Raw genomic sequence first — 18273 nt, 5'->3', positions numbered from 1 at the left:
CACCTATCGTCATCCCAGGACTCACATCAGTAACAATTGTCACACCTCACAGGCGCTGCTGTCAGAATGGAGCCGATGTCGCAAGCGCCCGAGACGGACCTTCCGGAAGCCCAGGAGGCCGACGCCCCCGCCGCCACGCCGCAACGGCTCCCGGCGGGGTTTCGGTGGCCGCGCAGCCTGCAGGCGCAGGCCACCCGGCGCGCCCTGCTATTGACCGCACTGGGCGGCTTGTTGATCGCCGGGGTGGTCACTGCGCTGCCGGTCGGCGGCACCGGTCCCGGCCGGTTGTCCGGCTACCTGGACGGCAATCCCGTACCCACCACCGGGACCAAAAGCGACGCTGCCTTCAACAAGGCCGCGAGCGGCGACTGCCTGATGTGGCCGGACACCACCCCAGAGTCGGCCAAGATCGTCAGCTGCGCCGATGACCACAAATTCGAAGTCGCCGAGTCCCTCGACATGCGCACCTTCCCCGGCTCCGAGTACGGCCCCAACGCCGCTCCGCCGTCTCCGGCTCGCATCCAGCAGATCACCCAGGAGCAGTGCGAGTCCGCCGCGCGGAACTACCTGGGACCCAAGTTCGATCCCAACAGCAGGTTCGTCGTCAGCCTGCTCTGGCCCGGTGACCGGGCCTGGCGCCAGTCCGGCGAGCGCCGCATGCTGTGCGGCCTGCAACTGCCCGGCACCAACAATCAACAACAGGCCTTCAAGGGCAAGGTGGCCGAAGTCGACCAGTCCAAGGTCTGGCCGGCCGGCACCTGCCTGGGCATCGACTCGACCACCAACCAGCCGATCGACGCTCCGGTCGAGTGCGCCGCACCGCACGCGATGGAGGTGACCGGCACCGTCAACCTGGCCGAGAAGTTCCCCGGCGCGCTGCCGGCCGAGTCCGACCAGGACGGCTACATCAAGGACCTGTGCACCAAGATGACGGACGCCTATCTGGCGCCGGTCAAGTTGCGCACCACCACCCTGACGCTGATCTACCCGACCGTGCCGCTGGCCAGCTGGACGGCCGGCAGCCGGGAGGTCGCCTGCAGCATCGGTGCGACACTGGGCAACGGCGGCTGGGCCACCCTCGTCAACAGCGCCAAGGGGCAGCTCCTGATCAATGGCCAGGCGCCGGTGCCGCCCCCCGACATTCCCGAAGAGCGGCTCACCCTCCCGCCGATTCCGCTTCAGGTACCGGCGCAGGCCCCGCAGAGCCAGGCCAGCCCCACCCCCGAGATCCCGCCGAACAACCAGCATCTCCCGGGTCAGCAGCCGGTCGTGACGCCCCAGGCGCCCGAGACCAACTCGCCGGCTCCTCAGGCGCCACCGCCCGCGGATGCCGGAGCGCCACCGCAGGCCCCGCCGCCCGCGGACGGTGGGGCGCCGCCTCCGCCTGCCAACCCTCCGCCGGAGGCCCCGCCCGCCGCGCCGCCCGCCGGGGGGTAGCCGAGTGCCCGTGCGGATGGATCCGCAGCGGTTCGAGGAACTGGTTTCCGACGCGCTCGACCTGATCCCACCCGAGCTGGCGGCGGCGATGGACAACGTCGTCGTGCTGGTCGAAGATCGCCACCCCGACGACGACGAACTCCTCGGTCTCTACGAAGGAGTGGCGTTGACCGAGCGTGACTCTGACTACGCCGGATCCCTGCCCGACGCCATCACCATTTACCGAGAGGCGCTGCTGGACGTCTGCGAGTCCGACGACGACGTCGTCCAGGAGGTCGCGATCACGGTGATCCACGAGATCGCCCACCACTTCGGCATCGACGACACGCGGCTGGAAGAACTGGGCTGGGCCTGACGTCAGCCGGTTCTATGGGCGCGGCATCCCGGATTTGTCCGTCGCCGGTGCTATGAACGGGTTATGAGTGCTGACTGCCGCGACTGCCGGGCAGGCTTGGATCACTGTCACGGCACCATCATTCGCCATTCCCTGCGCCGCTCGGAGTGCACGGAGCCCGATTGCTTCAGCCCCGAGCTGTTGCCGCACGCCTTCGTCGTCGACTGCGACGCCGTCGGCTGCGGCTGCTCGGAAGCCATCGCGGTCGCCGTCTGACCGACCGTCAACCCATCGGGTCGGTGCTCGAGTGCACCGCGTCGGCGACGGGCGTCGCGTCGGCTTCTGGGTAGAACGGCGGCGTCAGGGTTCCCCACCGCACGCAGCTCCACCGTCCGTCGGTGATGGGCGCCAGCACCACCGATTCGGCGTTGTCGAGGTGGTGGTCCAACGCGAAGCCGGCGTCCACACCGGCCAGCACGGCGGCGGCCAGCCGGATGGCCGCGCCATGGCTCACGACGACGATGTCGCCGGTCCAGTCGCGGTCGTCGAGGTAGCGCAGGCGCAGCTCGGTGAGCACCGGCACGTAACGGTCCAACACGTCGTTGCCGGTTTCCCCGCCGGGCAGCGGGATGTCCAGATCGCCGTGATGCCACCGCTCGTAGATCGCGTTGAATTCCGCGACCGCATCGTCGTCGCTGCGGTTTTCCAGGCCACCGACCTGCACCTCGTGAATGCCGGGAACCTCGATGGGCGCCATCTCGAGTTCGCCGCCGATGACCCCTGCGGTCTGCGACGCGCGGATCGCGACCGAGTGGGCCAGCAGCGCCGGCCGGCTCGTACCACGGGCGAAGGCGCGGGCCTGGTCGCGGCCCAGCGGCGTCAGCTCCGCCCCGGGCGGCCGGGTGTCCAGCCTGCGTTCGACGTTGCTGTAGGACTGGCCGTGTCGCAGGAGCACCAGCCGCCCGGTCATGGCTCCATTCCTTCGGCCGCGGTTTCGGGTTTTCCTTCGCGTAGCCGCGCCAGCCAGCGCGCCGCCTCGTCGGCCGGCGGGGGCAGCACCCCGGCGGGCGAGCCGGTCGGCCAAGATCCCAGGTATCGCACGTCGTCACAACGGCGGTGCAGCGCTTTGAGTGCCTCGGCGACGGCGTCATCGTCGATGTGGCCCACACAGTCGGCGAAGAACATGTAGGTGCCCAGCGCCGTCCGGGTCGGCCGGGATTCGATCCGGGTCAGGTCAATGCCGCGGATCCCGAATTCGGTCAGCGCGCCCAGCAGCGCACCCGGAGCGTTGTCGATGCGCAGCACCACCGCGGTGCGGTCGGCGCCCGTGCGAGCCGGCGGCGGCCCGGGCAGGCCGACCAGAAGAAAGCGCGTGCAGGCGTTGGGTTCGTCGACCACGCCTTCGGCCAGCGCGGCGAGCCCCCAATGGGCGGCGGCCAGCGGCGAGGTCACCGCGGCGTCGGCCTGGCCCTCGGCCACCTGCCGCGCCGCCTCGGCGTTGGAGTAGGCGGGCCGCAGCTCGGCGTCGGGCAGGTGGGTGGCGACCCAGTGCCGCACCTGCGCGGCCGCCACCGAGAACGCCGCCAGGGTGCGCACAGCGGCGGCGGTGCGGCCCGGTCGGACGACGATGGTGAACGCGACGTCCAGGGTGGTCTCGGCGTACACCTGCAGCGGCGAGCCGATGGCCAGGCTGTCGAGGGTGGGCGTCACAGACCCGTCGATCGAATTCTCGACGGGAACGCAGGCGTACTCGGCCCCGCCGTCCCGGACAGCGTCCAGCGCCGCCGCGGTGCTGTCGATGGGCAATCGCCGGACTTCGTCCACGCCCTGTTCGGGAATCAGACCGGCGGCCGTGATCTGCAACAGCGCCGCCTCGGTGAAGGTCCCTTCCGGACCGAGATAAGCGATGCGGACCACGCCACAACCCTAGCGGCGTCCGCCGCCATACGGCCTCTTGCGGCGGCCCGCCCTCTAAGTTAACTTAGCCTTACCTAATTTAAGGAGAATGGTGTTACCGCTGCCCGCCTGCCCCGCCCCGACGACTGCCGAACGAATCCGCAGCGCGTGTGTCCGCGCCGGCGGTGCCCTGCTGGCGCTGGAGACCGTGCCCGCGCGCCAGGATCCGGTCGTGACCCCGGTCCATCACCTGCTGCCCGACGGGTCCTTCGCGCTGGCCCTTCCCAGCGCGGGCGAAGCGGTCGCCGGAGCGCAGGCGCTCCTGGAGCTGACCGACTACGCCCCGCTGCCGCTACGGGAGCCGGTGCGCTCGCTGGTGTGGGTGCGGGGACGCGTGCAAAAATTCGACTCCGCCGAGGTCGCCGAGACGGTCGACCGGATCGCCGCCGAGTGGCCGCACCCCGCGCTGCTCCAGGTCGATACGCCGCGGTGCGCGCCGTCGGACGGGCAGGAGCCGCGGTACACGCTGGTCCGCCTGGAGGTTGCGTCGGTCGTCGTCACCGACGCCACCGGCGCAGAGCCCGTCAGCGTCGACGATCTTCTCGCCGCCCGGCCCGATCCGTTCTGCGAGGTCGAGTCGAACCTGCTGTGGCATCTGGACACGGCCCACAGCGATGTGGTTGCGCGGCTGGTGTCGCGGTTGCCCGCGCCCTTGCGCCGCGGACAGGTGCGTCCTCTCGGACTCGATCGCTACGGTGTGCGGTTCCGCGTCGAAGGCCCGGACCGCGACCACGACGTCCGGCTGCCGTTCCACAAGCCGGTGGACGACATGACCGGGTTGAGCCAGGCCATCCGGGTGTTGATGGGGTGCCCTTTCATCAACGGTCTGCGCGCCCGCTCGTAGTCGAACCTCGGGCGCAGCTGCCGGTACGTTAACCGGGTGAACGGCGATCGACCTCCGCACCGGGCGCGCCCGCTCGGCCCACCGGGGCCGCCCGGGCGGAAGCCGCCCGAACCGCGCACCGAGCCGTCACAAGTCATCCGGCGCGTGCTCCCCCCGCCGGCGCCGGCAGAACGGACCACGCCGCTGCGGCGTTCGGCGCCGCCACCACTGCCCGCCGCTGCCCCGCCCGCATCGACCGCGCGTCCACCGGCGGGACCCCCGCCGCGGCCCACCGCACCGCGGCCCCGGCGCCGGCGCGGCTGGCGCCGGTGGCTCCGGGCGCTGGCTTCGACCCTGGTGATCGGTTCGATGCTGGCCGGCATCGCCGTCGTGTGCGGGGCGATCTGGTTCGACAGCCGGCTGCACCGCGACGAGATCCTGACCGACTACCCCGGACGCCCTGGCTATCACCGCGGCACGAACTGGTTGCTGGTGGGTTCGGACAGCCGCCAGGGACTCAGCCCCGAACAGCAGGAGGAGCTGGCCACCGGCGGTGACATCGGCAGCAGTCGCACCGACACCATCCTGCTGGTGCACCTGCCCGAGTTGTGGTCCGGCGGGCGAGTGACGTTGGTGTCGATACCGCGCGACTCCTACGTTCCCATCCCCGGCCACGACAAGGACAAGATCAACGCCGCCTTCTCGATCGGCGGGGCATCGCTGCTGGCGCAGACGGTGGAGCAGGCCACCGGGTTGCGCCTCGACCACTACGCCGAAATCGGATTCGGCGGATTCGCCGGCGTGGTCGACGCGCTGGGCGGGGTGACGGTATGCCCGACGATGCCGATCGACGATCCGTTGGCCGGCATCGACCTGCCCGCCGGTTGCCAGAAACTCAACGGCCGCAACGCGCTTGGATACGTCCGGACGCGCGCCACTCCCCGGGCGGACCTGGACCGGATGGTCAATCAGCGGCAGTTCGTGGCGGCGCTGCTGCAGGCCGCCGGCCGCCCCGCGGTGTGGCTCAATCCGTGGCGCTGGTACTCGGTGCCGCGCGCGCTGGCGGACGCCCTGACCGTTGACCGCGGCGACCACGTGTGGGACCTGGCCCGCCTCGGCTGGGGGCTGCGCGGCCCCCCCGCGACTCTGACCGTCCCCATCGGCGAGTTCACCAGTGGCGACGCCGGATCGGTGGTGGTGTGGAACCACGACGAGGCGAGCCGGCTGTTCGAGGCACTGGCCGCCGACGCGCCCGTCCCCACGGCTCCGCCGGACTAACCGCCGCCCGCGCCCGCCCGACCGTTCTGCAAGTAGGCCTTGGTGCGGCCCGGGTGGTGGGTGGCGAGCCAGGCCACCCCGACGTCCCGGCAGAAGTCGAGGTCCTCGTACTCGTCGACGTTCCAGCAGTACACGGCGCGGCCCTGGGCGATCGCGCGATCGGCGAGTTGGGGATATTCCTTCAACGTCGACAGCGACGGCCCGACAGCGGTGGCGCCGACGGCGGTGGCCGCGCCGCTGGTCAGGTAGCGCGCGGTCTTGCCGAGCAGCACGGTCGGCAGTAGCGGCGCGGCGCGCCGGACCCGCCAGACCGCCGCCGCCGAGAACGACATCACCACCGCGCGCGACCGGTCGGCGGAGGCTGGCGCCGCGATGCCGAACCGGTGCAGCGACGCGAGCAGCTTGGTCTCCACCAGCGAGCCGTACCGCACCGGATGCTTGGTCTCGATGAACAGCTTCACCGGCCGATGCCAATCCAGGACTAGCGATACCAGGGCATCCAGCGTCAACAAGCTGGTGTCGCCGTGCGTGCCGTCTTCGCGCCAGCTGTCGTGCCACGCCCCGTACTCGAGCTCGCGCAACTCAGCGAGGGTCATGGTGCTGACCAGACCGGCCCCGGTCGACGTGCGGTCCAACCGGCGGTCATGCACGCACACCAGGTGGCCGTCCCGGGTCAGCCGCACGTCGCATTCCACGCCGTCGGCCCCCTCTTTGAGGGCGAGATCGTAAGCGGCCAATGTGTGTTCGGGCCGCGCCGCCGATGCGCCGCGATGGGCCACCACAAAGGGATGCCCGGCGAGCACCTCCTCGGCCCACGTCATACGCGTAATGCTGCCGCGTGCTGCCCCTCGAGCTCAACCGGACCCGGCGTCGGCGGCCGATCTTCGGCGACCACAACCCAGCGGTGCGCCGGCCGTTCGACCGGTTTGCGCTCGAATCCCTCGAAGACGCGGGCCGCCGCGGCCAGCGTCAGGGCCGCGAGCAAGTAGGCGAAAACCATCGTGATGGTGTTGTTCGCGATACCTTGGGCGTCCGTGGAGAAGCTGGTCGCCATGGCGAAGACGGAGACCAGGTAGCTGGCGACCCACGCGATCCACCACTCGACGATCTGGCGGCGGATGCGGGCGTAGTGCTCCTCGAGGATCGCCAGCTCGATGACGTACACCGGCGCCCACAGCAGGTTGGCCAGCGGCACCACGCATCCGGCCCACAACGCTCGGGTGGACCGCGGCTCCGGCAGGCCATGATGCGCGAATACGGCCGCGCGCCGGGCGATCAGCCACAGGATGAACAGCGCCCCCGATGCGAGCACCGCCGCGATCGCGGCCACGCTGGCCAGCACGCCGAGCCAGTCCGCGCCGGCCGCCACCCAGGAGTTCAGCAAAGTGTTCCGGTTGATGATCAGCAGCACGTAGCGCACGACGTAGATCAGGGCGGCGACGCCTAGCACGAGGACGCTCACGAACAGCGTGGTACGAATCTTCGCCGCCGATGGCCCGGGTCGGGTGGGACCACCGGCCTGCGCGGCCGTCGGTTGCACGCGATCGGCCAGACCCCACCGCGGCATCACCGCATAGCGCGGCGTCGGGCCGAGGGGACGTCGACCACGCCGGGGAGGCGGCGCGGCGCCGGGACGCACCGCGATCCAGCGAAAGCCCGGGGGCAGCCTGGGTGGGGTGCGCTGCCAGCCCCTGGCCGCGGACGGTCGGCTCGCAGGCGACGCGGTGTGCACGCCCCACCGCGGGTCGGGCGCCGGGGTCTCCGCTAGGGGCGCCATCAAGGCTCCCCGGCAACGTGGACACCATTCGCGCTGCCGTTCGCGCACGTTCCACCGAGTGCCGCACTGGGAGCACACCTGGATCACCGGACCAGCGTAGCCTCGCGACGATCGGCTTCGCGTGCGGCGAGCTATGGGGTGCCGCACGACGCTCAGGAATGGCTGGAGTCCCGCCGTCGGCTATCTATTCAGCCAGCCCAACTATCCACAGTTTCCACAGGTTTATCCACATGTGGTTATTGGGTAGGGGAAGCGTTACTACAGCTTTACCGGCTGGCCGCGGTTCCACATGTGGATAACACCGCGGAGCCGATGCATGCCATAGACAGCCCAAGAACGGTGTTGAGCGAAATGGATTGCCTCACTAAGCATCCTCAGCAACCCCGCACTGCGCCCTGGCCAAGCCCTCGGCTGGGCCCCGGCGAGGGCAGGCGGCAACGCCCAGCTCAGAGCATTATTTTCCAAGCCCGCCCGGAAGCGCTATGATCGCGTTCGCGCAAAAATGTTGTGACTCACCTCACTACCGCGAGGCGAGGAACGGGTGAAAGGCGACTGATGGCCACGCATTCGTTCGGTCCGGGTTCTCCGGCCCCGTCGAAGTCGTACTCGGGCTCACCCGCGTGGAATCACAGTTATAGCGTTGCCGCTTTGCGCGCGGGGCTCATCGCGCTGGCGTTGCTGGCGGTTCTGCTTCTCATCGTTCTGTCTTGAATCGACGCTGAACGGGTACTCGCCTTCCGGCTCATCGCGGTCATTCTTGCGGTCCGCGCAGTCATGGAGCAGGGTTATCTACGGCTGGCTGCCGCTTGGCAGACCCGCGTATGAGCGTTAGAAGACAATCGAAGAAAGGAACGCCGTGGCTGAATACACCCTGCCCGATTTGGACTGGGACTACGCAGCGTTGGAACCCCACATCTCTGGTCAGATCAACGAAATCCATCACACTAAGCACCACGCCACGTACGTCAAAGGCGTGAACGACGCCATCGCCAAGCTGGAAGAGGCACGCGCCAACGACGACCACGCCGCGATCTTCCTGAACGAAAAGAACTTGGCTTTCCACCTCGGCGGCCACGTCAACCACTCGATCTGGTGGAAGAACCTGTCGCCGGACGGCGGCGACAAGCCGACCGGCGAGCTGGCCGCGGCGATCGACGACGCGTTCGGATCGTTCGACAAATTCCGCGCCCAATTCAGCGCCGCCGCCAACGGACTTCAGGGCTCGGGCTGGGCGGTGCTGGGCTATGACACCCTCGGGGACAGGCTGCTCACTTTCCAGCTCTACGACCAGCAGGCCAACGTCCCGCTCGGCATCATTCCTCTGCTGCAGGTCGACATGTGGGAGCACGCCTTCTACCTGCAGTACAAGAACGTCAAGGCGGACTACGTCAAGGCGTTCTGGAACGTCGTCAACTGGGCCGACGTGCAGAAGCGGTACGCGGCCGCCACGTCGAAGACCAACGGACTGATCTTCGGCTGAGCCGGATCTCAATCGGCAGGGGCGTCGCGCGGCTGCGCGGCGCCCCTGTCGTTTGCGCGGTCGCGAATTGGGCACTCCGAGAAGGTGTCCGCCTTTGGCCGTGTCGGGTTGCACGGCACCGAACCCGCAGGCATGCTTGATTATTCGAGCTACCAGTGTGGTTAATCGGACGGAGGCGTCGCGCGGAGGTCGAAATGGAGACTGGGTCTGACCGCCCGATAGGGGTTTCCCCTTTCCATGCTCGTGGTGCCCTGAAAGGGTTCGTGATTTCCGGGCGTTGGCCTGATTCGACCAAGGAGTGGGCCCAATTGCTGATGGTCGCGGTCCGCGTCGCGTCGCTGCCCGGATTGCTGTCCACTACAACGGTGTTCGGCGCCCGTGAGGAGCTCCCCGACGAGCCCGAGCCGGGCACGGTCGGCCTAGTGCTCGCCGAGGGTACGGTCTTCGGCGAATCCGCAATCCAGCCAGGCTATTTCGCCGATCATCAGCCCCCCGCGCTGATGATGTTGCACCCGCCCTCAGAGACCACGCCTTCCTTGCCGGAGTGCAACGGCGCGGCGTCGGGATGCGTCCTGCTCCCCGGATTGCCCTACCTGGGGCTCGAGCATCGAGCGGCGTGGGTGGAAGCGGAGGCCGACGGCACGATCACGTCAATGGTCAGCCGCGTCGGCGTCGACCCCATCAGCCATCCCGATACCGCCATCCTGGCGATGCTTCTTGCGGCATAGCCATTTACTTCGGCGTGAATTAGAGAATCAAAGTCTTTTTCGGCAGTAATCGCCGGCATATGCGCACCCGTCGGATTCGGAGTGCACGACGCTGCTCAACCGTCCGGAGAGCCCTTTACGGGCCGCCGCCGTGCGCCATTCGCTTTCGCTTTAGGGCCGGCGCGACGGCGCCTCCGATGCGGCCGTCGCGGCCGGCTTCCGAACCCGGATTCACATATCCGGCGCGTTCGCGAAGGGCGATTTCCGCCCCCAGCTGGCATCGACAGCAAATAAGGCGTTAAGCAAGCATAAATTGCTGCCCGGTTGCGGTGCGACCGCCCAGCACGCGGCTATTCTACACGTGGCCAGCCCCGCGCTCTCCGGCCCGCCACCTTCGTCCGGATGCCGAATTCTGCGGATAACCTGTGAGTTTCGTGGATTTAGTGGACACCCCAGCGAATCAGTTAGACGCTCGTCAAGTGCGGTATGGGCAAGCACCCGCTACGCCTACGCCGAATCCGGGGGGGTTTGCACCTGTTTCGGGACACAAACCCCCGCTACCATGATCAGCAAATACACCTAGGTAATAGTTCACTTCTACAGCCCCGTGGAGGTCATATCCAATGAGCACGACGTTCGCTGCTCGCCTGAACCGCCTGTTCGACACGGTGTATCCACCGGGGCGGGGGCCGCACACCTCGGCTGAAGTGATCGCGGCGCTCAAGGCGGAGGGCATCACGATGTCGGCTCCCTACCTGTCGCAGTTGCGTTCGGGGAACCGCACCAACCCCTCGGCGGCGACCATGGCCGCGTTGGCCAACTTCTTCCGCATCAAGCCGGCGTACTTCACCGACGACGAGTACTACGAGAAGCTCGACAAGGAGCTGTCCATCCTCGCCACGATGCGCGACGACGGGGTGCGCCGCATCGCCCTGCGCGCATCCGAGTTGTCCCCCGAGGCCCAACACGAGGTCATGCAGCGGGTCAACGAGCTGCGTCGCGCCGAGCACCTGGACGCTTAGCGGACCGCCGAGCACACACCGGGCTGCCCGGCCCTACCTGGAGGGCTCGTGCCCGCCCACCCCGATTAGGGTTGGCTCACGGGATAGCGCACGCCCGAGAGCGAGAGACCACGAGAGACCGGGGAGGCGGTGAGGGTATGGGCTTGTTCCGCAAGCGAAAGAGTCGCGCGACGCGTCGCGCCGAAGCCCGTGCGATCAAGGCTCGCGCCAAGCTGGAGGCCAAGCTCGCCGCCAAGAACGAGACCCGCCGGTACAAGGCCGCCCACCGGGCGGAGGCCCGAGCCCTCAGGGCGCAGATCAAGGCGCAGCGGGACAGCGACCGCAACGCGCTGAAAGTCGCCGAGGCCCAACTCAAAGCGGCGCGCGAAGGGAAGATCTTGTCGCCGACACGGATCCGTCGGGCACTGACGGTGTCCCGCCTGCTTGCCCCCATCCTCGCGCCAGTCATCTACCGGGCCGCCGTCTCGGCGCGCGCCCTGATCGATCAGCGTCGCGCGGATCAACTCGGGATCCCCCTGGCGCAGATCGGGCGGTTCTCCGGCCACGGCGCGCAGCTGTCCGCCAGGATCGCCGGGGCGGAGAAATCCCTGCGGACGGTGCAGGACAAGAAGCCCAAGGACCCCGAAACGCGACAGTTCGTGTCCGCCATCACCGAGCGGCTCACCGACCTGTCGGCGGCTGTCACCGCCGCGGAGAACATGCCGGCCACGCGCCGGCGGGCGGCCCACGCGGCGATCTCGGCGCAGCTCGACGGGATCGAGGCGGACTTGATGGCCCGGCTCGGGTTGAGCTGATCAGCCGAATGCGGCGGTTTGGCATGTCGATCCGGGCGCGGCCGACCCGCCTTCCCGTCGCGGTCGTCGCCGCCCTCGCCCTCTACGCCGCATCGGCCGCACAGCTTCCGGCGGCGTGGGCCCACGTCCACGCCAGCAGCGACAATGCGGTGCGCGGCGCCATGGCGATCGTCACCTTCCAGGTGCCCAACGAATCGAACGCGGGCGCGCTGACCACCGCGCTGAGCGTCGCACTGCCCGACGTGGCCGCAGCCAGCACCGAAAGCGCCCCGGGATGGACGGCCAAGCTGGATCGCGATGCGGCATCGGGCGCCGTGCGCTCGGTGACGTGGACGGCCGTGCCAGGCGGCGGCATCGGGGTTGATCAGTTCGCGCTGTTCCGCGTCTCGATGAAGCTGCCCGACACCGACACCGTCAGTTTCCCCGCCACGCAGACCTATTCCGACGGCACCGTCGTCAGGTGGGACCAGCCACCGCAACCGGGCGGCGGTGAGCCGGAGCACCCGGCGCCCGCGCTGACGCTTGCCACCGGACCGGTGGCGTCCCCCGACCACCATCCGCCTGCTGCCACGCCGGCCGACCAGCCGTCCGCCGCGCCGCCGCCAAGACCCGCGGACAACACCGCCCGGGTGTTGGGTGGCGCGGCCCTGGTCGTGGGCGCGCTGGGAATCTGCCTTGCGCTGATCCGCCGCCGGGCATGAGGCGGGTGGCGATTGCCGCATGCGTCGGGGCCCTGTGGGTGATCGCGACGATGACCGCGCAGGTGGCCTCGGCGCACGCCGCGCGGGTGGCCACCGATCCGGCCGACAACGCGGTGCTCGCGACGGGTCCCGAGCGCGTGAGCGCCACGTTCAACGAGCAGCTGCAGACCACGTTCGTGGCCATGACCATCGTCGGGCCCGACGGCAACGTGTGGTCGGCCGGCGATCCGACGGTCCGCGGCGCCGTCGTCGGCATCGGCGTGCGGCCGCTCGGCCCGGCCGGGACGTACACGGTGAACTACCGGGTCACGTCCGCGGATGGCCACGTGGTCTCCGGATCCTGGTCGTTTCGGCTGACGGTCCCCGGTACGGGCGCGCCGGGACCCCCGGCCGCGGGTGGCCCGGCCGGGGGCCGGGACGCGGGCGTCCCCGTCTGGCCGTTCATCGTGGTCGCGGTGGCGCTCGTCGCCGGAGGCGCCCTGTGGGCGGTTCGCCGCCGGCCGTGACCGGCGGCAAAGGCGCCCGCGTACGTGCTGGCATGATGGGTTCGAAGAACCCGCCTGGACTAGAGGATCACCGAACATTGCTTGAGGAGCGGCCGCATGGCAGACCCGCAGGACCAACCCAATAGCGAGCCCGACGGCGGCTTCACCCCGCCGCCGGAAAAGAAGCCCCCGGCCAAGGCGGCCAAGAAGGCCGCGAAAGCACCCGCCAAGAAAGCCCCCGCGAAAAAGGCGCCCGCCAAAAAAGCACCGGCCAAGAAAGCACCGGCGAAGAAAGCGCCCGCCAAGAGCGCCGAGCCTCCGGCAAAGGCCCCCGCACCAACCCTCGAAGCGCAACAGCGAATCGAAAGCAACGGCGATCTCACCGCAGCCGCCAAAGACGCAGCCGCACAAGCGAAATCCTCTGTCGACACCGCCAACAACCCGGTATCGCCCGACGCTCCGATGGATGTTCTGGCCCAATCCCGGTTGCCGTTGCTCGTGGCTCTGGTGGTCAGCCTGCTGGCGATCCTCTTGATCCGGCAGCTCCGGCGCCGCTGACCGGCCACCGAGCCGCTACGGTGTCAGACGTGACCGTGTCCTTCCAGCCCACCGCCGACCTCGTTGACGACATCGGCCCCGACGTAAGAAGCTGCGACGTCCAATTCCGCCAGTTCGGTGGCCGGTCGGAGTTCGCCGGACCCATCAGCACGGTCCGGTGTTTCGAAGACAACGCATTGCTGAAATCGGTGCTCTCCCAGCCGAGTGCGGGCGGGGTACTGATCATCGACGGCGGCGGCTCCCTGCACTCGGCACTGGTCGGAGACGTCATCGCCGAGCTGGCCCGCTCCAACGGCTGGGCCGGTCTCGTCGTCAACGGTGCGGTGCGTGACGCCGCCGCGCTGCGCGGCCTCGACATCGGCATCAAGGCGCTGGGCACCAATCCACGCAAGAGCACCAAGACCGGTGCCGGTGAGCGCGATGTCGAGATCACGCTCGGGGGCGTGACCTTCGTACCCGGAGAGATCGCCTACAGCGACGACGACGGAATCGTCGTCGTCAAACCCTAAACCGCAACCGGCGCACGCTTCTTCGCGAATCGCAGGCCCTCGTCGGCAACCTTGCCGCGACGGATCGTGCGCATGTCGAAGAAGTAGTTCTGCTTGAGCCGCCAGGGCGCACGCGACCCCGACTTGGGCAGCATGTCCATCGCCCGCTGGAAATAGCCGGGGCTGAAGTCCATGAACGGCAGTTCGTCGACGTCATCGCCGGGGTGCTGCGGTTCGACGAAGTCAAACCCGTTGGCGTCCATGTAGTTCAGCAACCGGCAGACGAATTCGGAGACTAGGTCGGCCTTCAGCGTCCACGACGCGTTGGTGTAGCCGAAAGTAATCGCGAAATTCGGCACGCCGGAGAACATCAGGCCCTTGTAGGTCATCAACGACGTCAGCTCGATCGGCTCACCGTTCCTGGTGGGCTTCACACCGCCGAGCAGCTGCATGTTCAAGCCCGTTGCGGTGATGATGATGTCGGCCTGCAACTCCTCACCCGAGGTGAGTTTGATGCCGGTCTTGGTGAACCTGTCGATGGTGTCGGTGACCACGTCCGCCTTGCCGTGCCGGATGGTGCGGAAGAAATCACCGTCGGGCGCCAGACACAGCCGCTGGTCCCAGACGTTGTACCGCGGCCCGAAGTGCTTTTCGACGTCGTAGCCCTCGGGCAGGCGACGCTTGGCCATCGTCATCAACGTCTTGCGCATGTAGGCGGGGGCCTTCCGCGACAGCTGGTACTGGAAGGTGCTGAACGCGATGGCTTTCCAACGATTCGCGATGTGCGCCAGGTGGTCCGGCAGCAGCCGGTTGGCGCGTTCGGCGAACGGGTCGACCCCCGGCAGCGAGCCGATGTAGGTCGGCGAGCGCTGCAGCATCGTGACGTGACCCGAACCCGAGTTCACCAGCGCGGGGATCAGGGTGATCGCGGTGGCGCCGGAACCGATGACGACGATCTTCTTGCCCGTGTAGTCAAGGTCCTCCGGCCAGTGCTGCGGGTGGACGATCCGGCCCTCGAAGTCCTCGGCGCCGGGGAAGGTGGGCGAGTATCCCTCGTCGTAGTTGTAGTAGCCGGTGCACGCGAACAGGAACGAGCAGGTCAGTTCGCGCTGCTGGCCGTCGGACTCGACGGTCAGCATCCAGCGGTTGTCGGCGTCGGACCAGTCGGCGGCCAGGACGCGCTGCCGGTAGCGGATGTGCCGGTCGATCTTGTTCTCGACAGCGGCTTCCTTGATGTAGGCCTTGATGTCGGGGCCATCGGCGATCGACTTCGCCGACAGCCAGGGCTTGAACCGGAACCCGAGAGTGAACATGTCGGAGTCCGACCGGATGCCCGGGTATTTGAACAGGTCCCAGGTGCCGCCCAGGTCGTCGCGGCGTTCGAGGATCGCGTAGCTCTTGGTCGGGCAGCGCTCCTGCAGATGCCATGCCGCGCTGATGCCCGAGATGCCGGCGCCCACGATGATCACGTCAAGGTGCTCAGTCATAGGGTCACGCTATCAACGGCATGTCGACATAGTCAACAGTGTGTCGAAACTTTCGACACCGTGTAAAGTAGCGGCCGTGACTACCGCTGGCCAGACTCGCGCCCTGCGGGGTCGCCGTGCCATCCGCCCCTCGGGCGACGACCGCGAGCAGGCCATCATCGCGACCGCCGAACGCTTGTTGGAAGAGCGATCGTTCGCCGACATCTCGGTCGACGACCTGGCCAAGGGCGCGGGCCTGTCGCGGCCGACGTTCTACTTCTATTTCAAGTCCAAGGAAGCGGTGCTGCTGTCGCTGCTGGAGCCGGTGATCGCGCGCGCCGATTCGGAATTCGACGGCGCGGTACAGCGGCTACCCGAGGATCCCCGTCGGGTGTGGCGAAACGGCATCAAGGCGTTCTTCACGGCGTTCAGCACTCACCGCCGGCTGGCCCGCGCCGCGACCGAGGCGTTGGCGACCAGTTCCGAGCTGCGCGTGGTGTGGTTGGGCTTCATGCAGAAGTGGATCGACCAGACGGCGGCCCTGATCGCCGCCGAACGCGTTCGCGGCGCCGCGCCGGAGACCATCCCTGCCGTGGACCTCGCGACCTCGCTGAACCAGATGAACGAGCGCACCATGATGGCGGCCTTGTCCGCCGAGAGGCCGGCGGTCGACGAGGACCGGGTGGTCGACACGCTCACCCACATCTGGGTCACCAGCATCTACGGCGAGTCTGGCTAGTGGCGATCGCAAGCGCGGCGTAGCCGGGCGAAGCGGGTCGCCACCAGAGAATGATGTGGCGATCGCAAGCGCGGCGTAGCCGGGCGAAGCGGATCGTCACCGGCGCGTGCGAACATATGTTCGTGCGGTGCGAGGCGTCCATCCTGCACGCGGACCTGGATTCGTTCTACGCGTCCGTGGAGCAACGGGATGATCCGACGTTGCGCGGCCGCCCGGTCATCGTGGGCGGCGGCGTCGTTCTCGCCGCCAGCTATGAGGCCAAGGCCTACGGCGTGTGCACCGCGATGGGCGGTGCGCAGGCGCGACGTTTGTGCCCGCACGCCGTCGTCGTCCCGCCCCGGATGAGCGCGTACAGCCGCGCCAGTGATGCCGTGTTCGACGTGTTTCGCGACTGCACCCCGATCGTGGAGCCGCTCTCGGTGGACGAGGCGTTTCTTGACGTCGGCGGGCTGCGTCGGGTCTCCGGGACGCCGGTGCAGATCGCCGGACGCCTGCGCGCCGACGTGCGCGACCGCGTCGGGCTGCCCATCACCGTGGGCATCGCCCGGACGAAGTTTCTCGCGAAGGTCGCCAGCCAAGAGGCCAAGCCGGACGGGTTGCTGCTGGTGCCGCCCGATCAGGAGCTCGCCTTCCTGCGGCCGCTGCCGGTCCGGCGGCTGTGGGGGGTGGGCGCCAAGACGGCCGAGAAGCTTCACTCCCACGGGCTGGTGACCGTCGCCGACGTCGCCGAGCTGAGCGAGTCGACGCTGGCCTCGCTGCTGGGCGGCGCAATGGGGCGCCAGCTGTTCGCGCTGTCCCGCAACATCGACCGCCGCCGGGTGACCACCGGCGTACGCCGCCGGTCGATCGGGGCGCAGCGGGCCCTCGGCCGCGCCGGCAACACCATGTCGGCCGACGAGATCGACGCGGTGGTGATCAACCTGATCGACCGCATCACCCGCCGGATGCGTGCCGCCGGTCGTACCGGCCGAACGGTGGTGCTGCGTTTGCGCTTTGACGACTTCGGGCGGGCGACCCGGTCGCGGACGCTGCCGTGGGCGACGTCCTCGACGCAGCCGATCCTGGCCGCCGCTCGGGGGCTGGTCGCGTCTGCCGCTCCGGTGATCGCGCAGCGCGGGCTGACGCTGGTCGGGTTCGCGGTGTCGGGGATCGACCGCAGCGGAGCCCAACAACTGACGCTGCCCTTCGACGAGGACGACAAGGGGCTCGCCGTCGACGCGGCCATCGACCGTGTTCGCGACCGGTACGGAACGTCCGCGCTGGCGCCCGCGGTTTACCTCGGCCGCGATCCGGGTACCGAAATGCCACACCTTCCCGACTGACGGGTAGTGACTGTCGTCACCAATCGCTTTCCGCGACAAGCACTTTCGATGATTTGAGGTTGGTTTGAATCAGCCTCGCGGCGCCGCGTGTGCGACGGCCTGATTGTTAGGCTGACGAAAACCCGACCTCGAAAGTGAGCAACGAACCCGATGCCGCCGCAGCCAGCCCGCGACACCGGCCTGCCTCGCGAGGGTCTCCTCCTCGGTTACAGTGCGCTACTCGCCTTGTCGGCGGGCTTCGTCAACGCGGTGGCGTTGCTGATCTTGGCGCTGCCCGTCGGTAACCTGACCGCGATCACCACCCAGCTGGGCATGAACACGGCCAACCCGTGGCTGTACGAAGGTCACGTGCTCGCCGCCATCTTTTTTGGCTTCCTGACCGGAGCGACCATAGCCGGGGCGATCCTCGCACCCACCGATGCCCTTGCCGGCCCTCGCCACGCCGCCGTGCTGTTCTTGGAGGCAGCCTTGCTGGTGCTGGCCGCGGCTGGTGTCGAGGAGACCGTCGTCAAGGCGCAGATCAACGCCCTGGGGGTCGAGCAGACCGCGGTGCAGGCGCTGTTCGCCGCCGCGGCGCTGGGCCTGCAAAACGGGCTGACATCCAGCTTCCGCGGAATGGCGATCCGCACCACGCACTTCACCGGGACCGTCACCGACCTCGGGCTGATTCTCGGTCGCAGCCGGCTGCACGGGATCCAGAAATGGAAAGCCGCGATCCTGGCGACGACCCTCCTGCTGTTCCTAGGCGGCGGTGTGGCCGGGATCGTGTTCGGCGCTCGATTTGGGGGTTACGCGTTGCTCATCCCGGCCGCGACCTGCGCGACCGTCGCCGCCGCCAACCTGCTGCAGAGCGCCGGCCGCAGCGACGGACCCGTTCCCGAGCGCGCCGAATCGCTGCGGGTCTGA

General features: G+C 68.6%; 20 protein-coding genes and 1 pseudogene. 16 read left to right on the top strand and 5 right to left on the bottom strand.

The genetic code is table 11. From position 1 onward, the window contains the following. Positions 1-66 precede the first annotated feature (66 nt). From ACEL92_RS01160 to ACEL92_RS01150, 3 genes and pseudogenes are all read left to right on the top strand, one after another. A complete protein-coding gene (locus ACEL92_RS01160) occupies positions 67-1437 on the top strand; it encodes a septum formation family protein (protein ID WP_374023854.1) in 1371 nt (456 codons plus the stop codon). 4 nt (positions 1438-1441) lie between these two features. After that, positions 1442-1859 (top strand): annotated as a pseudogene (locus ACEL92_RS01155) (metallopeptidase family protein). Further along, positions 1856-2047, top strand: a complete 192-nt coding sequence (locus ACEL92_RS01150) for a hypothetical protein (RefSeq protein ID WP_374023853.1) — start codon at positions 1856-1858, stop codon at positions 2045-2047. The pseudogene ACEL92_RS01155 and the gene ACEL92_RS01150 overlap by 4 nt, the downstream one beginning before the upstream one ends. 7 nt (positions 2048-2054) lie before the next feature. Here the strand turns inward: ACEL92_RS01150 and ACEL92_RS01145 are convergent, their stop codons facing one another. Beyond that, positions 2055-2741: a histidine phosphatase family protein gene (locus tag ACEL92_RS01145; protein WP_374023852.1), complete on the bottom strand. Its 687-nt coding sequence runs from the start codon at positions 2739-2741 to the stop codon at positions 2055-2057. Continuing rightward, a complete protein-coding gene (gene pheA / locus ACEL92_RS01140) occupies positions 2738-3688 on the bottom strand; it encodes a prephenate dehydratase (RefSeq protein WP_374023851.1) in 951 nt (316 codons plus the stop codon). Before pheA ends, ACEL92_RS01145 begins: the two co-directional genes overlap by 4 nt. A gap of 88 nt (positions 3689-3776) precedes the next feature. Between pheA and ACEL92_RS01135 the strand changes: the two genes are divergently transcribed. Together ACEL92_RS01135 and ACEL92_RS01130 are read left to right on the top strand one after the other, a co-directional pair. Next, positions 3777-4571: a DUF2470 domain-containing protein gene (locus tag ACEL92_RS01135; protein WP_374023850.1), complete on the top strand. Its 795-nt coding sequence runs from the start codon at positions 3777-3779 to the stop codon at positions 4569-4571. A gap of 36 nt (positions 4572-4607) precedes the next feature. Next, complete coding sequence (locus ACEL92_RS01130) at positions 4608-5828, top strand: LCP family protein (protein ID WP_374023849.1); 1221 nt, start codon at positions 4608-4610, stop codon at positions 5826-5828. On the opposite strand, the gene ACEL92_RS01125 is transcribed toward ACEL92_RS01130, so the two are convergent. After that, on the bottom strand, positions 5825-6649 hold the full coding sequence (locus ACEL92_RS01125) for a glycerophosphodiester phosphodiesterase (protein ID WP_374023848.1): 825 nt from the start codon (positions 6647-6649) through the stop codon (positions 5825-5827). The genes ACEL92_RS01130 and ACEL92_RS01125 overlap by 4 nt on opposite strands. Continuing rightward, entirely contained in the window at positions 6646-7692 is a 1047-nt protein-coding gene (locus tag ACEL92_RS01120; protein WP_374023847.1) for a DUF4328 domain-containing protein, read from the bottom strand. Before ACEL92_RS01120 ends, ACEL92_RS01125 begins: the two co-directional genes overlap by 4 nt. Positions 7693-8461: 769 nt before the next feature. Here ACEL92_RS01120 and ACEL92_RS01115 point away from each other — a divergent pair. The 8 genes from ACEL92_RS01115 (at position 8462) to rraA (ending at position 13861) form a co-directional block, all read left to right on the top strand. Beyond that, complete coding sequence (locus ACEL92_RS01115) at positions 8462-9085, top strand: superoxide dismutase (protein ID WP_374023846.1); 624 nt, start codon at positions 8462-8464, stop codon at positions 9083-9085. Positions 9086-9279: 194 nt separating this feature from the next. After that, a complete protein-coding gene (locus ACEL92_RS01110; RefSeq protein ID WP_374023845.1) occupies positions 9280-9813 on the top strand; it encodes a peptidase in 534 nt (177 codons plus the stop codon). A 602-nt stretch (positions 9814-10415) separates the two neighbouring features. Continuing rightward, positions 10416-10814: a helix-turn-helix transcriptional regulator gene (locus ACEL92_RS01105; RefSeq protein WP_068081870.1), complete on the top strand. Its 399-nt coding sequence runs from the start codon at positions 10416-10418 to the stop codon at positions 10812-10814. Positions 10815-10951: 137 nt separating this feature from the next. Beyond that, on the top strand, positions 10952-11608 hold the full coding sequence (locus ACEL92_RS01100; protein WP_374023844.1) for a DUF6474 family protein: 657 nt from the start codon (positions 10952-10954) through the stop codon (positions 11606-11608). A gap of 23 nt (positions 11609-11631) precedes the next feature. Next, complete coding sequence (locus ACEL92_RS01095; protein ID WP_374023843.1) at positions 11632-12309, top strand: YcnI family protein; 678 nt, start codon at positions 11632-11634, stop codon at positions 12307-12309. Further along, positions 12306-12815 (top strand): copper resistance protein CopC, encoded by a 510-nt coding sequence (locus ACEL92_RS01090; RefSeq protein WP_374023842.1) that lies wholly within the window; start codon positions 12306-12308, stop codon positions 12813-12815. Before ACEL92_RS01095 ends, ACEL92_RS01090 begins: the two co-directional genes overlap by 4 nt. Positions 12816-12911: 96 nt before the next feature. Then, positions 12912-13352: a nucleoid-structuring protein H-NS gene (locus ACEL92_RS01085; protein WP_374023841.1), complete on the top strand. Its 441-nt coding sequence runs from the start codon at positions 12912-12914 to the stop codon at positions 13350-13352. Between the two features lie 29 nt (positions 13353-13381). Continuing rightward, complete coding sequence (gene rraA / locus ACEL92_RS01080; protein WP_374023840.1) at positions 13382-13861, top strand: ribonuclease E activity regulator RraA; 480 nt, start codon at positions 13382-13384, stop codon at positions 13859-13861. Here rraA and ACEL92_RS01075 read toward each other — a convergent pair. Continuing rightward, positions 13858-15327, bottom strand: coding sequence for a flavin-containing monooxygenase (locus ACEL92_RS01075; protein ID WP_374023839.1), 1470 nt, complete (start codon positions 15325-15327; stop codon positions 13858-13860). The two genes, rraA and ACEL92_RS01075, sit on opposite strands and share 4 nt — an antisense overlap. Positions 15328-15403: 76 nt before the next feature. On the opposite strand from ACEL92_RS01075, the gene ACEL92_RS01070 reads away from it, so the two are divergent. The 3 genes from ACEL92_RS01070 (at position 15404) to ACEL92_RS01060 (ending at position 18273) form a co-directional block, all read left to right on the top strand. Next, the gene (locus tag ACEL92_RS01070; RefSeq protein ID WP_374023838.1) at positions 15404-16045 is read left to right on the top strand and encodes a TetR/AcrR family transcriptional regulator; all 642 of its coding nucleotides are present in this window, start codon (positions 15404-15406) and stop codon (positions 16043-16045) included. Positions 16046-16161: 116 nt separating this feature from the next. Next, positions 16162-17367 (top strand): DNA polymerase IV, encoded by a 1206-nt coding sequence (gene dinB / locus ACEL92_RS01065; protein WP_374023837.1) that lies wholly within the window; start codon positions 16162-16164, stop codon positions 17365-17367. Between the two features lie 150 nt (positions 17368-17517). Then, a complete protein-coding gene (locus tag ACEL92_RS01060; RefSeq protein WP_374023836.1) occupies positions 17518-18273 on the top strand; it encodes a YoaK family protein in 756 nt (251 codons plus the stop codon).

It is taken from the genome of Mycobacterium hainanense (assembly GCF_041890355.1).
Taxonomy (GTDB): domain Bacteria; phylum Actinomycetota; class Actinomycetes; order Mycobacteriales; family Mycobacteriaceae; genus Mycobacterium; species Mycobacterium hainanense.
The sequence above is the reverse complement of the archived record's forward strand: the minus strand, read 5'-3'. Positions and strand labels throughout refer to the sequence as shown.

Coding starts and splice junctions, on each gene's coding strand:
- ACEL92_RS01160 (WP_374023854.1), top strand. CDS start 67: ATGGAGCCGATGTCGCAAGCGCCCGAGACGGACCTTCCGGAAGCCCAG.
- ACEL92_RS01150 (WP_374023853.1), top strand. CDS start 1,856: ATGAGTGCTGACTGCCGCGACTGCCGGGCAGGCTTGGATCACTGTCAC.
- ACEL92_RS01145 (WP_374023852.1), bottom strand. CDS start 2,741: ATGACCGGGCGGCTGGTGCTCCTGCGACACGGCCAGTCCTACAGCAAC.
- ACEL92_RS01135 (WP_374023850.1), top strand. CDS start 3,777: ATGGTGTTACCGCTGCCCGCCTGCCCCGCCCCGACGACTGCCGAACGA.
- ACEL92_RS01125 (WP_374023848.1), bottom strand. CDS start 6,649: ATGACGTGGGCCGAGGAGGTGCTCGCCGGGCATCCCTTTGTGGTGGCC.
- ACEL92_RS01110 (WP_374023845.1), top strand. CDS start 9,280: ATGGAGACTGGGTCTGACCGCCCGATAGGGGTTTCCCCTTTCCATGCT.
- ACEL92_RS01105 (WP_068081870.1), top strand. CDS start 10,416: ATGAGCACGACGTTCGCTGCTCGCCTGAACCGCCTGTTCGACACGGTG.
- ACEL92_RS01100 (WP_374023844.1), top strand. CDS start 10,952: ATGGGCTTGTTCCGCAAGCGAAAGAGTCGCGCGACGCGTCGCGCCGAA.
- ACEL92_RS01095 (WP_374023843.1), top strand. CDS start 11,632: ATGTCGATCCGGGCGCGGCCGACCCGCCTTCCCGTCGCGGTCGTCGCC.
- ACEL92_RS01090 (WP_374023842.1), top strand. CDS start 12,306: ATGAGGCGGGTGGCGATTGCCGCATGCGTCGGGGCCCTGTGGGTGATC.
- ACEL92_RS01085 (WP_374023841.1), top strand. CDS start 12,912: ATGGCAGACCCGCAGGACCAACCCAATAGCGAGCCCGACGGCGGCTTC.
- ACEL92_RS01075 (WP_374023839.1), bottom strand. CDS start 15,327: ATGACTGAGCACCTTGACGTGATCATCGTGGGCGCCGGCATCTCGGGC.
- dinB (WP_374023837.1), top strand. CDS start 16,162: ATGTTCGTGCGGTGCGAGGCGTCCATCCTGCACGCGGACCTGGATTCG.
- ACEL92_RS01060 (WP_374023836.1), top strand. CDS start 17,518: ATGCCGCCGCAGCCAGCCCGCGACACCGGCCTGCCTCGCGAGGGTCTC.